The 13,909-nt window shown below is 67.1% G+C and carries 17 protein-coding genes; 12 read left to right on the top strand and 5 right to left on the bottom strand.

The features are described 5' to 3' along the window. Window positions 1-69 precede the first annotated feature (69 nt). The 8 genes from ACIQRW_RS16970 to ACIQRW_RS17005 all read left to right on the top strand — a co-directional run bounded on the left by ACIQRW_RS16970 (window position 70) and on the right by ACIQRW_RS17005 (window position 6,854). Window positions 70-516, top strand: coding sequence for a DUF6507 family protein (locus ACIQRW_RS16970; protein ID WP_403760459.1), 447 nt, complete (start codon window positions 70-72; stop codon window positions 514-516). Continuing rightward, the gene (locus tag ACIQRW_RS16975; protein ID WP_403760462.1) at window positions 513-2,912 is read left to right on the top strand and encodes a hypothetical protein; all 2,400 of its coding nucleotides are present in this window, start codon (window positions 513-515) and stop codon (window positions 2,910-2,912) included. Before ACIQRW_RS16970 ends, ACIQRW_RS16975 begins: the two co-directional genes overlap by 4 nt. 14 nt (window positions 2,913-2,926) lie before the next feature. Continuing rightward, on the top strand, window positions 2,927-3,319 hold the full coding sequence (locus tag ACIQRW_RS16980; protein WP_403760465.1) for a hypothetical protein: 393 nt from the start codon (window positions 2,927-2,929) through the stop codon (window positions 3,317-3,319). An 84-nt stretch (window positions 3,320-3,403) separates the two neighbouring features. Further along, a complete protein-coding gene (locus ACIQRW_RS16985) occupies window positions 3,404-4,084 on the top strand; it encodes a hypothetical protein (RefSeq protein ID WP_403760469.1) in 681 nt (226 codons plus the stop codon). Window positions 4,085-4,512: 428 nt separating this feature from the next. Next, window positions 4,513-5,280 carry a hypothetical protein gene (locus ACIQRW_RS16990; RefSeq protein WP_403760472.1) on the top strand — a complete coding sequence of 256 codons (768 nt, stop codon included), beginning with the start codon at window positions 4,513-4,515 and terminating at the stop codon, window positions 5,278-5,280. A 134-nt stretch (window positions 5,281-5,414) separates the two neighbouring features. Next, window positions 5,415-5,717, top strand: a complete 303-nt coding sequence (locus ACIQRW_RS16995) for a hypothetical protein (RefSeq protein ID WP_403760475.1) — start codon at window positions 5,415-5,417, stop codon at window positions 5,715-5,717. Window positions 5,718-5,839: 122 nt separating this feature from the next. Continuing rightward, window positions 5,840-6,136, top strand: a complete 297-nt coding sequence (locus tag ACIQRW_RS17000; protein ID WP_403760478.1) for a hypothetical protein — start codon at window positions 5,840-5,842, stop codon at window positions 6,134-6,136. Window positions 6,137-6,215: 79 nt separating this feature from the next. Next, window positions 6,216-6,854 (top strand): hypothetical protein, encoded by a 639-nt coding sequence (locus ACIQRW_RS17005; RefSeq protein WP_403761038.1) that lies wholly within the window; start codon window positions 6,216-6,218, stop codon window positions 6,852-6,854. Between the two features lie 160 nt (window positions 6,855-7,014). Here the strand turns inward: ACIQRW_RS17005 and ACIQRW_RS17010 are convergent, their stop codons facing one another. Next, window positions 7,015-8,439, bottom strand: coding sequence for an FG-GAP and VCBS repeat-containing protein (locus ACIQRW_RS17010; protein ID WP_403760481.1), 1,425 nt, complete (start codon window positions 8,437-8,439; stop codon window positions 7,015-7,017). A 179-nt stretch (window positions 8,440-8,618) separates the two neighbouring features. On the opposite strand from ACIQRW_RS17010, the gene ACIQRW_RS17015 reads away from it, so the two are divergent. Continuing rightward, the gene (locus ACIQRW_RS17015) at window positions 8,619-9,491 is read left to right on the top strand and encodes a class I SAM-dependent methyltransferase (RefSeq protein WP_403760484.1); all 873 of its coding nucleotides are present in this window, start codon (window positions 8,619-8,621) and stop codon (window positions 9,489-9,491) included. A gap of 115 nt (window positions 9,492-9,606) precedes the next feature. On the opposite strand, the gene ACIQRW_RS17020 is transcribed toward ACIQRW_RS17015, so the two are convergent. Beyond that, window positions 9,607-10,110, bottom strand: coding sequence for a MarR family transcriptional regulator (locus ACIQRW_RS17020; RefSeq protein WP_403760487.1), 504 nt, complete (start codon window positions 10,108-10,110; stop codon window positions 9,607-9,609). Further along, window positions 10,107-10,601: a MarR family winged helix-turn-helix transcriptional regulator gene (locus ACIQRW_RS17025; RefSeq protein WP_403760490.1), complete on the bottom strand. Its 495-nt coding sequence runs from the start codon at window positions 10,599-10,601 to the stop codon at window positions 10,107-10,109. The genes ACIQRW_RS17020 and ACIQRW_RS17025 overlap by 4 nt, the downstream gene beginning before the upstream one ends. A gap of 190 nt (window positions 10,602-10,791) precedes the next feature. Between ACIQRW_RS17025 and ACIQRW_RS17030 the strand changes: the two genes are divergently transcribed. Beyond that, complete coding sequence (locus ACIQRW_RS17030; RefSeq protein WP_403760493.1) at window positions 10,792-11,061, top strand: DUF1905 domain-containing protein; 270 nt, start codon at window positions 10,792-10,794, stop codon at window positions 11,059-11,061. A 130-nt stretch (window positions 11,062-11,191) separates the two neighbouring features. Further along, complete coding sequence (locus tag ACIQRW_RS17035) at window positions 11,192-12,109, top strand: alpha/beta hydrolase (RefSeq protein WP_403760496.1); 918 nt, start codon at window positions 11,192-11,194, stop codon at window positions 12,107-12,109. On the opposite strand, the gene ACIQRW_RS17040 is transcribed toward ACIQRW_RS17035, so the two are convergent. Then, complete coding sequence (locus tag ACIQRW_RS17040) at window positions 12,096-12,686, bottom strand: GNAT family N-acetyltransferase (protein WP_403760499.1); 591 nt, start codon at window positions 12,684-12,686, stop codon at window positions 12,096-12,098. The genes ACIQRW_RS17035 and ACIQRW_RS17040 overlap by 14 nt on opposite strands. A 69-nt stretch (window positions 12,687-12,755) precedes the next feature. Between ACIQRW_RS17040 and ACIQRW_RS17045 the strand changes: the two genes are divergently transcribed. Then, window positions 12,756-13,250: a hypothetical protein gene (locus ACIQRW_RS17045; RefSeq protein WP_403760502.1), complete on the top strand. Its 495-nt coding sequence runs from the start codon at window positions 12,756-12,758 to the stop codon at window positions 13,248-13,250. A gap of 43 nt (window positions 13,251-13,293) precedes the next feature. Here the strand turns inward: ACIQRW_RS17045 and ACIQRW_RS17050 are convergent, their stop codons facing one another. Beyond that, complete coding sequence (locus ACIQRW_RS17050) at window positions 13,294-13,860, bottom strand: YciI family protein (protein WP_403760505.1); 567 nt, start codon at window positions 13,858-13,860, stop codon at window positions 13,294-13,296. Between the last annotated feature and the right edge of the window lie 49 nt (window positions 13,861-13,909).

The raw sequence follows: 13,909 nt of genomic DNA on the forward strand, positions 1-13,909 counted from the left end.
GCCGGCGGGTTCAGGTGTTCGCCCACCCTGCGGGGTGGGTCGGCTTTGTTGTGCGTACGGGGGCGTGGGATGACCGGGTGGGATATCAAACCGCAGGGTGTGCAAGGCCAGTTGAAGGTGGTCGGCGGGCACGCCGGTGAGCTGGAGAAGGCGCTCAACGCGCTGATGACGCACCTGTCCGAGGCGGCGGCAGCGGCGGGAACCGCGGTGCCGGGGGGCACGGAGGCGGGGCAGCCGGTAGGCCCGGTGGTTCCGCACCGGCAGGCCGGCCCGGTCGCGGCGCTCGTCAGTGCCCCGACGGCGACGGGTCCGGTGGCAGCGGCGCTGGGTGCGTACGCGCAGGCGCGGCAGGCGCAGCTGAAGTCGATGTCGGAGCGGATCCAGGCGGCGGTGCTGGGTGCGGCGACAGCTACGAACGAGTACGTGGAGGGTGACCTCGACACGGCGAAGCAGGCGCAGAACGCGGCGAAGGCCGTCCGGCTGGACGTGCTGAAGGACCTGCGGGGTGGGAAGTGAGCGACAAGGAGCCGATCGACCCGTCCGGCATTCCGGTGTTCACCGGGGATCTGGCGGTGCTGGACCAGAAGGTGACCGCCCTGGCCGGGGACGGGGAGAACATCGCGACGGTCGCAGGTGACATCCACAGCAGCTTCGGCGGGCTCCAGGCGTTCTACAAGGCCCCGGAGGCCGATCAGCTGTTCGCGACGACACAACCGGTCGCGCACCGCGGGTCCGCGCTGAAGGGGGACCTGGCGAGGATCACCGGCGCGCTCGGCGCGTACGCGGACGACGCGCAGCCGCTGGTGGCGAAGCTGCAGCGGCTCAAGCGGGAGGCTTCGACCTTCCTGGACGAGGCGAACGCGGACGACAAGTGGCGCGAGGACGGCGACCTGGTCGAGGAGAACAACCGCCGCCGCGACGAGATCGCCGAGACCTGGGCGGCGTTCCAGGCGGTGGAGCGCGCCTGCTACAACAAGATCATCACGCTGGTTCCCGACGGCAAGCCGCTCAAGACCGACGACGGCTCCGGCGGCAAGGGCATGTACGGGTACGACGTCGAGGCCCTGAAGCACGCCAAGGGCCTGCCGTGGGGCGACCCGGTCAAGGAATCCACACCGTGGTGGCAGATCCACGAACACGCCTGGGACTTCGGCAAGGGCTTCGTCGTGGACGGCGTGTGGGGCACGGTCAAGGGACTGGGCACCCTCTTCGGCACCGAAGGCTGGGACGCAGCGAAGCAGGCCTGGACCGGCCTGGGCAACCTCACCACCGGCGTCATCCTCACCGTCGCCGCGCCCCACGTCCTGTGGCTCACTCCGGAGGACAAGCTGCCGGGCTTCGCCCGCGACGCACGCAACGCGATGAAGGAGACCGGCAAGGCCCTCATCGCCTACGACCAGTGGGGCGAGAACCCGGCCCGCGCCGGAGGCGCGGTGACCTTCAACGTCCTGACGACGGTCTTCACAGGCGGCACCGGAGGTGCGGTCTCCGGCGCGGGCAAGGCGGCGGTGGCGGCCAAGGCCCTGTCGTTCGCTAACAAGGCGGGCCGCTACGCCGACCCGACGACGTACCTCTTCAAGGGCGCCGGGGCGGGCCTGACCAAGATCAGCGACGTGATGGCCGGCCTCAGAGGCACGGGCAGAGTCGAGATCCCGCCACTGCCGCCGGGCGCGATCACCCTGCCGGACGGTGCGTTCAAGCTCGGCGACGGCACCCTGCACCTGCCCGAGGGCGCGGCGCTCCCGGACGGCGCGTTCGAGATCCCGAGGAACTCGGTCAAGCTGCCGGACGGCGCGGAGATCCCCACCGGAGCGATCGACCTCGGCGACGGCGTGGTCCACCTCCCCGAAGGCGTGGCCCCGCCCGCAGGCTCCCTGCCGATCCAGGAAGGCGCCCTCAAACTCCCCGAAGGCACCACCGCCCTGCCCGAGGGAACCTTCAAGGACTTCGACGCCGACGGCAACGTCATCCACCTCGACCGCCAGGGCAACATCCTCGGCGAGGACGGCACGCTCAAACAGCACCACAACGCCTCGAAAGACGAAAGCCTACCCGCAGGTAGCTTCGTGTCTGCCGAACAAGTGGGATCTGTAGGTCACGGGCAGGGGAAGATCACCGCCGGGGGTGCCGGCCACGAGAGGCTGGCCCACAATCTGGACGCCAGCAAGGGCGACATGCACCGCGGAGGCGGCTCATCAGGCCCACCCTCGTTGCCTTACAGGCCGGAGGGCTCTGAAGCCTCGTTGCCTTACAGGCCGGAGGGCCCTGAAACGCGGACAGAGGGCCACAATGGTGATAGCCCGGAGGGTCATGGGGAGGGCGGATCAGCTGGCACACAATCGGACGGTTCCCCATATCATCACGTTAGCGACATGGGAACCCGTCGCGGCTACGAAGCTCGGATCGCTCCCGAATCCAGGATTCCATACCCACCTAAGGAGCCCGGCGATCTCGTACTAAGCACAGGCGATCCCGTGTACTTTCGAGAAGGAAGAACTGCTATTGGTTACGACAGGAGCACCATGGTGAACTTCGAGCGCGTGCGCCCTCTTGACGGCTACCATGATGTCGTCGTACATGGCAATGCCCAAGGATTCTTTGAACCCGGACGGGTAAATCAGGCTGATGAAGGCTTCTCCGCCGGCGACACCCATCCTTCCCACATTGCCGAAGCCATTCGGGCTAACCCTAGCTATAATGGCGGACCCGTTCGACTAGTTTCTTGTCACACGGGGAACACCTCAAAGGGTGCTCTGGACATCCCTGCCGCTCAGGCAATCGCCAATGAGCTGGGGGTCCCCGTAACTGCCCCCACAAATAAGGTCGGCGTTAGCTCAAAGTTCGGGCCTGGTCAAGTCCCTACAATATTCGGCGGCGGATATTGGCGAATCTTCCTGCCGCTGACGCACTAAAGAGGAGTGAAATTATGAAAATTGCCGATTTTTTCGAGGAACTCTGGCTGCCATCTTTCGGGGTTCCAGTCGGCAGCTTGAAAGATAACGTTACACCGAATCGCTACGACGATGCCAAAGAGATTACCCAGTATCTCTTGGCAGGGCACGACCTGTTCAGCGTGATGGGATCTTCTGAGGACGTGATGGGTTCGGGGGAAACCATACTCGGCGGGGACTCGATCTACACCGACGGCGAATGGATCTGGCGCGGCGATCTCTGTTTCTATGTACGGAAATACAACGTGCGACTACCTGACGAATTTCTTTCGCGCATGAGAGAGAAAAAATACCTTATGCCTGCCGAGAATGAGCCCGAACTCAGGAGGATTGCCCAGAAAGTATACGATGGCCTCACCACGGGGTGAGGGCCCCGTCGAGTGCCACGCGGAACGCGGCAGGCCGGGAGGGGGTCCAGGGTTCCGCGCCATTTCTTTCATACCAACACCGCTATGAAGCACACGAAGCCTGTCATCAGGGCCGAACAGGAAGTCATCGAGGACATCGAAGAGCCCGAAGGCGACAGCTACCATGCACCGCCCTTATTCCTCGGAGCGGCAAAGTGGCACTGCACGGTGACCCCAGATGCGGAACCTCTCATAGATCGGATTTCTGCCATCAACTGGCAGGAGGCGGAACTTAGTTTTACCCATGGCCCATCCCGTGCCAAGCTTATGCGCGAGTACCTCCGCCGAGCCGCGCTCTGGGTGCAAGAGCTTGAGAAAAAGAACCTCATCTCGCCCTTTGTCGCCGGCCAGCCCGAAGACTGGCCCTTCGTCGACATTGCACACCGGATAGATTGCTCGGTAAGGCCGAGCGCTGAACTCGCTGCCCGCCTGAACGATTTCTTGTCTGAACACGCAAGCGCGCCCTTGACTGGAAAAATCTGCCGCTTCGCCTTGAACTGGGCCTCACTTCCAGACGAAGTTCTATCCAGATTCCCTGACCTTCCAGACCCTTTCGAACCATTGATTATTCTTTTCGAGCGAGGTGGAGGATTCTGGGTCGAGAATGGGTTCATCGACTTTGTCGACTATCGCGTTCGCCTGTCCGGTTGGCAGGAGCATCTCGATCGTCAGCCGCTTACCTCATTGGACGCCTCTTATCTCAACTCGTTGGACGAGAGCCAGTAGAAAGACGACGACCCGCTTTTCTGCCGCAGAGATCCGTTAGGAACGTCTGAATTCTGATCGGGCGCATTCAAGGCTCACACTCCCGCATCATCACCTTGTGCGATCACATACCCGGGAACCTCTCAAAGTCCGGGCCCTCGGGGTGAGAAATTTTCCCGGTCGCGGTATCTCGCGAAGGGCTAGACAGGCCTCCGGCGGCGAGAAGCCGACGGAACGTACGCCGACGGTAGCCGCTACTCACCGAAGAGTCTCAGCACAACTGGAGTCCACGACCTGGCGCCGCATCCCGTGCGCGGCGGGTTCGGAAGCGCCTGGCAGAAGCTTGGCCTGAAGCACCCCAAGACGGAGCTTGTCGCAGATTTGTCCAACCTCGACGACTTCGTGAAAGATATTCTCCAAGAGCTGCGAGCCAAGGGGCTGAATCTGAAGTGAGTAACACGCCTTCACGTAAGGTATTGGACCGACTGCGGGCCATCGGCTGGACTCACGACACCGCAGCCTTCCATCACGCTCACTCACGTGCCCTGCTCATGCGGGAATACCTGCGACGAGCGGCTCTGTGGGCACGGGCGTACCAAGCCGAGCAGCTCTGGCCGTTCTTCGATATTGCCGCCCACATCGACGCCAACATCACAACACCACTCGACGTCACCGAGGATCTGGAGCAACTCCTCAAGGATCTCGCCCCCGCCTCGCTGCGAACCACCTGCAGGGGAGCCGTCCGGTGGGCGGCATTGCGCGACGCCCACCCTGACCTGCTAGAGAACTTGCCAGACCCGTACGAGCCGCTGCTGCGCATGTACGAGCGGGGCGGCGGCTTCTACCTGCAGGAGTACCTCGACCTCAACGGCGTGATGATTCCCTTGCGGAACCTGGAAAGCAACGCCTCCACCACTCCCTTCGTCACGCTGTCCCCAGCCACCCTCGACGCCTTCGACTGCGAGGGTGAGTCGACGTACTTCGCGAAGATCAGCGACGGGTACCCCCAGCACAGTCCGCGCGGCATCGTGCGACGACGCGTCGACGATGACCAGTCCCATGACGAGGCCTTTACCCGCAACCTCCGTTGGGAACCGACCGAGTACCTCAAGCTGTACGACCTCGGGCACAACGACATCGATCATGTGCAGATTACCGAGATCGAGGCAGCCACATTTATTGAGTCCCTGGCGGAGAAGCTGGCCGAGACCACCTGACCTCGTCGGGCGGTCAAGCCTCGGCACGCCTCGTTTCGGAGGTAGTCAGCATCAGCAGCCGCCCGTCAGGCCTTGCGGCGGTGGGCGAGCACCGCAGGTAAGAGGGAAAAGAAAGTAAGGGACCGATTACATAAATGCACATTGCGGGATTCTTCGAAGAGTTCTGGCCGACTTCCTTCGGCACTCCCGTTGACAGTATGCATAATTTCACTTCATTATCACCCTACAAAGATTCCAAGGAGATCGCCAAGTATCTCCTGAAAGAACATGACCTGTTCAGCGTGATGGGGTCTTCAGGAGACGTTCTGGGATCCGGCGAGACCGTACTCGGCGGCGACTCGATATTCAGCGACGGCGACTGGATCTGGCGAGGCGATCTCTGCTTTACATGCGGAAATATAATGTGCGACTGCCGGACCTATTTCTTGCGCATGTGAGAGAAACAATATTTGGTGACCGCCGGGAAGGAAATCGAACTCAGGGAGCTGGCCCAGAAAGTACAGGGTGGCCTTATGGCAGGCAACAATTTCCCCGAGTAGCCATACGAGCCGGAGGTGAAGTGGCCCGTATTGAGCATTTCAGAAATTTCTTCAGAGTAAACCTGGATCTTGAGCGAGGGTACGAGAATACAGGCGAACTGAGGCCTACATTGCTGAGTTTCAGCGATTCCTACGTGAAATTGATCCGCGAGGGATTCGAGCGGATCATGGCGGACGACTCCTTCGGGCCGGACGAGTACGAAGGGATGACCGATATCGAATTCCCCGACAGGGAAACTCTTCACACCTATCTCCGCAACATGTACGACTACCTTTTCAATGACGCGCCGGAGCAGCCAATGCCGCCAGGCTACTAATGGCCTGCGTGAGAGACCGAACTTCGATCCACTGCGTGGATTCTGATCGGGAGAATTCAAGGAGTTTGCGACCGTGCTGATGCGCACGCCGAGAGAGAGTGGCTCGTGGTCCTGGAACCTGGAGGACGTCGTGGAGCCTGGTCTGGAGTTCGCGCTCATGACTGCGGCACGCATGAGTCGGGTGCTGGAGAAGCGCGACCTGCTGGTGCCCTCCTCACTTGAGTGGGCCTGGTTCCAGACCGGCAGGGGCGGCCTCGGTGTCCACAGCCGCCTGAACCTCGGCACGCGTTCGCTCGACGATCCTGCGCTGCCCGATGCGCTCCGCGCCTGCCGGCCGACCGGTCATCCGCGGGCAGAGATCGGCGGAATCCTCGTGCTGGGATCGGGCGCCTGGTTCGACGCGGACGGGGAACGGCACGGGGAATACCGTCTGGTGGAACTCATGGTGGCGCCGGACGAGACGGACCTCTGGGTCGAACTGTCCGTGCATCACGATGTCTGGGGTCAGTGCGATTTCCGGGGCGAGCCGCATCCAGCCATCCACGCCGCCAACGCGCCGCGCCTCGCATCGGCTCTCCAGGAGCTCGTTCAGGTGCTCGGAGCCGAGCCGGAGCCCGGCGAGCCGACGTACTACGGGCGAGCGGAGGGGTACGGGCTGGAGCCGCCCGACCTTGTTGACGGACGGGGACCGGACCTCACCGACGCGGTGCTCGGCTAAGGGCTGTCCCGTAATCCCTGGCGGGATCCGGCCCGCATCACCCTTCGGCCGTCTTCTCCACGAGATCAGAAACGTCCTGCACTGGTCAACGCTCCGCCATCGACACCAACTTGGCGCAGGTTGCCACCATGTCCCCCGCCGTGCGCGACTCCTGGACCCATCACCCCAGCAATCCCCCGAAGCGGACCGCCGACGGCTTTGCGCCCAGGCTCGGCTCGCCGAAGGAGACGCTGCCCTTCGTGACCGGGCCCGTGCGGCTGCCCTTGAGGAGCCAGACGCCGCCCTGGCCGGTGTTCTCGCCGGGAGCGGCCAGGGCCAGCGTGGCCGGTACGCCCTTGGCCGGCGGCACTACGTGGACCTCGCCGCCGAACGTGTCGCCGTTCTCGTCGACCCCGGGGACGTTTGCCGTGGACTGGCCGATCACCTTCGTGCCGGCGCCCGTGATGCCCGAGGCGCGGCCCTTGAAGACCAGGGCCCCGCCGGTGTCCTTGGCCGTGCCCACGTCCTCGCCCGGCAGGCCCACGACGACCTCGCCGTAGCCGTCGCCGTCCAGGTCCCCCACCGCGGCGCTCGCGCCCATGGCGTCGCCCTTCTCGTCGGCGCCCGGCACTCCGGTGGTGGCCTGGGTGATCCACTTCGGCTTCACGGCGGTGTTCTGGCCCTTGGGGCCTCCGAGGACGACCGCCACCGCGCCGCCCTTGCTCGGGAAGTCCAGGTCGCTGTCCAGGCCGGTGGGCCGGCGGGTGAAGACCAGGTCCGGGTACGCGTCGCCGTTGACCGAACCGACCGTCACCGTGGAGTGCTCCAGGTACGTCCCCGGCGCGGTGACGAGGGGCGTGTACATGAATCCCGTACCCGTCGACAGGTACAGCGACCGCCCGCCGCAGTCCGGCTCGTCGTTGCAGCCGGTGCTCACCAGCAGGTCGTCCTTGCCGTCGTTGTTCATGTCCACGGCCTGCACGTCCTCGAAGACGGTGGCGCCGTTGTTCACGGTGAGTGCCGTGCGGGTGCCGCCGACCGAGCCGTCCGCGCCGATGTTCTCGTCCAGGACGACCTTCCCGTCCCACTCGGTGTGGTCGATCCAGGCCGCGTCCGTCCGGCCGTTGCCGTCGAAGTCGCCCACCGCGTACCCCTGGCCCCGGAACTCGACGGCCCGGGTGCCGAGGCCGCTCCTGCCGCCGAACAGGATGACCCGCGGGCCGTCGCCGGCCGAGACCAGCAGGTCGGTGTACCCGTCCCGGTCGATGTCCGCGGGCGTGCCCGTGCCGAAGCGGGCGTTCGCGGCGGCCGTGCCGGGAACCCCGGACGTGTTCTGGTTGATCACCCGGTGGCGGGCCGGGCTGATGCCCTTCGCGTCGCCCGGGTAGACCACCAGGTACCCGGCCTTCTTGAGGCCGGACACGGTCCCGTCCGGCACCGAGGCGTACATGTCCGCGTATCCGTCCCCGTTGAAGTCGACCTGCTGACGCGCGGCGGAGACCGGTGCGGCCGCCATCGCCGTACCGGAGAAGGCCGGTGCGGCGGCCGCCGTGGCCGCGAGCGTCACGAAGATCGCCGAAGCGGTACGGAGTCGAGAAGTCTTCATCGTTGTTCATCCCCCTGGTGTGCGCACGTGCTCACTGCTGAGGAAGACCATCCGTACCGCGAATGGTTGCGTACTCCGGCACCCGATCCCTTTGCGTAGGAGGGTGGCTCCGGCCCCATCTTCTTGCGTTATCGGCAAGCTTGCATGCATCTGACGCAAGGGCCCGTACGCTCGATCTCATGGCTCACGAACACCAGCACCAGCACCAGCACGGACATGCGGCTCACTCCCACGGCTCCGCCGCGACGCCGAACGGTCTCCCCGAGATCCTCGACCTCGACGCCGCCCTCTTCGCGCCCCACCTGACCGCGCTCACCGGCCGTATCGCCTGCCTGGCCGGTGACGACGTCCGGAACATCGTCGACCTCGGCTCGGGCACCGGGACCGGCACGTTCGCCCTGCTGGAGCGGTTCCCGACCGCCCGGGTGACCGCTGTCGACAGCTCCCCCGCGATGCTGGAGCGGCTCGCCTCGGCGGCCCGGGACCGGGGGCTCGGCGATCGCGTGCACACGAGGGAGGCCGACGCCGGTGCGGGGCTGCCCGGGGTCGTCGACGCCGACCTCGTCTGGGCGTCGGCGTCCCTGCACCACCTGGACGACCCCGCCACCGCCCTGGCCGGCATCCGCGCCGCGCTGCGTCCCGGTGGGCTGTTGGCCGTCGCGGAGGTGGACGGGATGCCGACCTTCCTGCCCGAGGGCGGGGAGCCGGGCGCCCTGGAGTTCCGCTGCCGGGAGGCCCTCGACGGCCTGCATGCCGAGCAGTTGCCGCACCGGGGGGCCGACTGGGGCTCGCTGCTGGCGGCCGCCGGCCTCTCCGTCGAGCAGGAACGCGCCGAGCCGTGGGAGCTGCGCGCCCCGCTTCCCGACGGGGCCGGCCGGTACGCCTACCTCGTCTTCGAGCGCATCCGCGGCAACCTGGTCGGGCGCATCTCACCTGAGGACCTGGCCGCGCTCGACCGGCTCATCGACGGCGGGCCCGAGGACGTACGCCACCGGGACGACCTCGTCGTACGGTCGACGCGTGAGACGTGGATGGCCCGCCGCCCCGCCTGAGCCGGGACCAGGGCCCTGACCGGAGGTAGCTGGTGAGGGTCTGCGCCGTAGTGGGTGGCCAGCCCTCGCCGTTCCTGACGGCGCCCCGAGCCGGGAACAGCCCCAACCGGCTCGGTCAGGCGTTCAGTGCCGCGAACTCCGCGTTGGCGCGCTCGGTGACCAGGGCGAGGACACGGCCGGCGGCGGCCAGGTCCTCGGCGGGGATCCCGCCCCAGATGCGGGCCGAGACGGGGGCGGTCTCCGCGCCGACGGCGGCGAGGAGCTCGCGCCCCGCGTCGGTGGGGCGAAGGTGCACACCGTCGGCGACGAGCAGCCGCTTGGCCCGCAGCTCGTCGAGCGTGGCGCGTATGTCGGCCGGATCCGCCTTGAGCGACTCCTGGACCTGGGTGAGGAGACCCTCCGGCGTCTGCGGGGCGTCGGAGGTGACGGCGGCACGCAGGGCGACCTGCTGCTGGAACGTGGCGCCGTGCCTGGCCAGGACGGTCTCCAGGACGCCGCGGGCGGCGTAGTGGGCCAGGGCGAGGTCACGGGCGTTGGCGACGCGGGTGGCGGGGGTTGCGGGGGTTGCGGGGGTTGCGGGGGTGGCGGGGGTGGCGGGGGCGGATGCGGTAGTGGTCATGACGTAGTCCTCTGATTGCTCTCGTCGTTCGGAATGGATGGAGCGAGAGGTGCGTCGAGCAGGTTGGTCAGTTCGGCGGTGAACGCACGCGTCCGCGGGGCGTCGAGGCCGCCGAGTGGCTCCAGCAACTGCTGGAGCAGCCCCTGGACCACCGAGATGGCCTGTCGCGTGACGGCCTCGCCCTGCTCGGTGAGCGCGAGTCGCATGGCGCGCGGGTCGCGGGGATCGCGGGTGCGATCGATCAGACCGGCCGACTCCAGGGCGCGCGCCAGCTTCGAGACGTACAACGCCTCCAGGCCCGTGTGGTCGGCGAGTTGGCGCTGACTGGGAGACTCGCCGACGCGCTGCATGCCGTACAGCGACGCGACCAGCGAGTACTGCGCGTGGGTGAGACCCAACGGAGCCACCGCGCGATCGACCGCGACGCGCCACTTGTTGGCGAGCCGCCATACCAGGAATCCAGGTGTGGGACTCCGTGAACCCTTACTCATGACGGATAGAGTACATAGACACTATGTCCATGGCTACTAAATTCCACCAGGTGGGCCGGGAGCGCCGACGCGATGAGTTTCCCCGCCCGCCTCGGTCCTACTGGTGGACGGCAACAACTCCGTTCTCATCGAGAGCTACCGAGAGCTACCAAGGGCTATCGAGAGAGCTTCTGAACAGGCGGTATCCACGATGAACAAGCAGTTCACCGCGACCCTGCGGAAGAGCCCGGAAAAGGGTGGCTGGACCTACGTCGTGTGGCCCGAGTCGGCCGCGTTCTTCGGCACCCGCGGCCTGGTGAAGGTCCGGGGCACCATCGACGGTCATCCGTTCCGCAGTTCGTTCATGGCCCTGGGCGACGGCACGCACAAGCTGCCGGTGAAGGCTGATGTACGCAAGGCGATCGGCAAGGAGGAAGGCGACAGCGTGACCGTACTCCTGGAGGAGCGGGTGGACGCTTGACCTCCGGATCGACAGCCCTGTCGTGACAGCGGCGATCACCGCAGCGGTGGCGAACCGCGCCCCACGATCCGCCGCTACATTGGCTGCCGGGCAGGCAGGACGAGCCAGGACGACGGATGAGGAGCGACGCGTGCGATTCGCGCTGGAAGCACTGCTGGCCGACGTGCCGGCCGAGCAGGTCGTCGAGGCTCGCGCCTTCTACCGGTCGAGGGTGGCAGGCCGCGGGCCCGGCTCGTTCGAGGAGCTGAAGGAGGCCCGCGCGAAGAAGCCCGAGCCTCGTGCCGCCGTTCCGCCTGCCGTCGAAGAGACGGTCGAAGCCGCCGGGGTACGGGTCCCGGTCCGGATCTTCCTCCCTTCCGGCGGTCCGCCCCGGGCTGTCTACCTGGGCATCCACGGCGGCGGCTTCTACATGGGCTCCGCGGCACAGGGCGACGAACGCCACCGCGCGCTCGCGGACGCCCTCCAGATCGCCGTCGTCGGGGTCGACTACCGGCTCGCGCCCGAGCACCCCTGGCCGGCCGCGCCCGACGACTGCGCAGCGGCGGCGTTGTGGCTCGTCGATGAGGCCGAGGCCCGTTTCGGGACCGCCCGGCTCGCGATCGGCGGAAGCTCGGCCGGGGCCACCCTCGCCCTGGCGACCTTGCTCCGGCTGCGTGACCGGGGCGTCGTCGACCGGTTCGTAGGGGCCGCGCTCCGCTTCGGCGCCTACGACCTGAGCGCACAGACGCCCGGCGGCCGGCGCATCGCGGACGAATACTTCATCCAGGCCTACGTCGGCCATGTCGCCGACCGCACCCTTCCCGACATCTCGCCTCTCTACGCCGACCTGAGCGGGCTTCCCCCGGCCCTGCTGGTCGTGGGAAGCGAGGATGTACTGCTGGAGGACAACCTGACGCTGGCCGGTCGCTTGTCGGCTGCCGGCAACGACGTGGAGCTGCGCGTCTATCCCGAGTCGCCCCACGGCTTCACCGGCCACCCCACCGCTCTGGCCGCAACGGCGTTCAGCGGCATCCACTCCTGGCTGCGCGACAGGATCAGTCGCCCCTGACCCGGGCGTGCAGATGCATGTCGTGCCGGCCGTCGTCATGCACGGCCGCGTTGCGCTTGGTGCCCTCCAAGCGGTAGCCGGCCTTCGTGGCGACCCTGCACGAGGCGTGGTTGCGCGTCGAGTGGTCCAACTCCAGCCGGTGGAAGCCGATGTCGTCCAGCGCCCACGCGCTGACCGCCGCGAGTGCGCGGGAGGCGACCCCCGCGCCGCGTGCGGCCGGGAGCACCCAGTACGCGGCGTTCGCGACGCCGTCGTCGAAGTCCAGGCCGCGCAACGCCATCCGGCCGAGCACCTCGCCGCTGTCACGGGCAACGGCCCAGTGGCAGCCCTTCTCCCGCTCCCAGTCCTGCCGGTACGCCTCGAACCACTCCCGGACCTGGGCCTCGGTCGAGGGCCGGTGCGTGTGCCAGCGGCGGGTCTCCTCGTCCCGGTAGGCGGAGAGGAACGCCGCCGCGTCGGTCCGTTCCCAGGGGCGCAGCAGCAGGCCACCGCCGTCGCTTGCCGGGAGCACGGGTTGCGGAGTGGCGGAGAGGCAGCCGGAGGCCATGGCGGGAAGCGTCGACAGTGTACGAGTCATGGCCTCATGGTCGCCCGGCGGCGAGCCCGCGCGTCAAGGTCATCCCCCCGGTCCCCCTACTCTCGGTACATGAACGTGTTCCGCGGCGGTGACGGTCACTACCTGGAGATGACCAACGGTGGCACGGCCGTATTCGTTGACGTGCTGATGCTCGCCGTGTCCACGCTCGCCCACGACCCGTGGGACTTCCGCTTCGCCGCCCTGCTGACGCTCCAGGATCAGAGCATCATGGGGCGCGGGGTGGTCGGCTTCGACCTGGCTGACCTCGACTGGGGGGACACACCGCACGAGCGGGCTGCGGCAAAGGACTTCCTGCTGCGCGTCCTCGATCTGGCGCTGACCAACCACCGGTGGGACGAACTGACGTACGAGCCTCCCCGCGCCGAGGGGTACCTGCGCACGTACCGGTCGATGGTGGAGGAGTTCGACCCTGGGACAGCGAAGGCCGACGCGGCTGCTCTGCCCGGGCCTGAGAACGCCGCGATGGCCTCGTGCGTACGTCACCGGGTTCTGGACGCGCTGCCGTTCTGGGATGTGTGCGTGTTCTGCGCGGCCGGGGTCTGAGCGCCCGCGTCCCGACCCCTGTCCCGGCCCCTGTCCCGGCCCCTCAGGAGCGTCCGCCGCGCTGCCAGCGCTGCGCACCGAGGGGCGTGGGTCCACCGGCGAGCTGATCCGCGAACGGCTGGACCAGGCGCTGCGCCTCGTCCGGGAGCGCTCGCACCGCCGCGACCACCCCCGTCGTTCGGGCTTCCTCGTCGTCGACCAGAACAGCCACGAAGCTCAGCCGCCTGTCCGGCTCCGCGCCCAACAGCCCCTGCTCGCCCCGGCCCGGGGCGCGGTCCCGCGCCGGCCACCGGGCGGTGGCCAGCGTGTACGGGGCATCCGCCGCCGGTTCACGGCGCAGCAGCACCACCGTCGCGACCGCCGTGAACGCCCGGTAGAGACCGGCCTGCCAGAACGGCTCCTCGGTCGCGAACCGCTCGGCGGCGGCACGGTCGGTGACGTCAACGACGTGGACGCTCCCCGTGTGCTCCTCCCCGTCGTCGGACAGGGTGGGTCCGCGGAGTATCAGCCGGCTGTCGAAGCGGTCCATGTAGGACCAGTGCTCCTCGGACAGCTCCATCAACTGGTCGGCGACACCCGGCTGGTCCTGAGCATGAACGTAGAACGGCATGCCGCGACCGTACCGGAGCGCCCGGAGCGGGCCCGGTCGCCCGCCCACA

Source organism: Streptomyces sp. NPDC091287, from assembly GCF_044768525.1.
Taxonomy (GTDB): domain Bacteria; phylum Actinomycetota; class Actinomycetes; order Streptomycetales; family Streptomycetaceae; genus Streptomyces.